This window comes from Caballeronia sordidicola (assembly GCF_000729995.1).
Classification (GTDB): Bacteria; Pseudomonadota; Gammaproteobacteria; order Burkholderiales; family Burkholderiaceae; genus Caballeronia; species Caballeronia sordidicola_A.
In genome coordinates this window covers 1-366 of sequence record NZ_JNFG01000162.1, presented here as the reverse complement: position 1 = coordinate 366, position 366 = coordinate 1, and the positions used below count along the sequence as shown (strand labels likewise).

The window sequence follows — 366 nt, the reverse complement described above, 5'->3', positions numbered from 1 at the left end:
CAAACCCCCCCAAGCCCGCCCTCCTCTCGCTTCTTTCCCGACCATTTTCTCCCGGATTCGCCTTCTTCGTCGCACTCTCCTCGAAAAGCCCTCCTCTGCCGCCCCTCCTCCTTGCATTTCTTTCACGCGTCTTTCCTGGAGTCCCTCCTCCGCACCGACCTCTCCGTCCATATTTCCTCGGCCGTCCTTTCCTGTCTCTTCTCCCCCTCTCCGATCCCCCTAGACGGACTCCTATCTCTTCTGCCGTCTTCTTCTTGAAAAAACCCCCCCAAAAAGACCCCCCCGCAACAGCCTCCTCCGTAATATTCTTCCAAATCGTCTTCACGAGAAGCATCCTACCAGATAATCTTTATTGGACGAGTCCTT

Annotated in this window: 1 pseudogene; it reads right to left on the bottom strand. The window is 55.5% G+C overall.

Annotation, left to right across the window (positions count from 1 at the left end):
* Positions 1-325: pseudogene (locus FH08_RS53690) on the bottom strand (hypothetical protein); the annotation flags it as partial.
* Between the last annotated feature and the right edge of the window lie 41 nt (positions 326-366).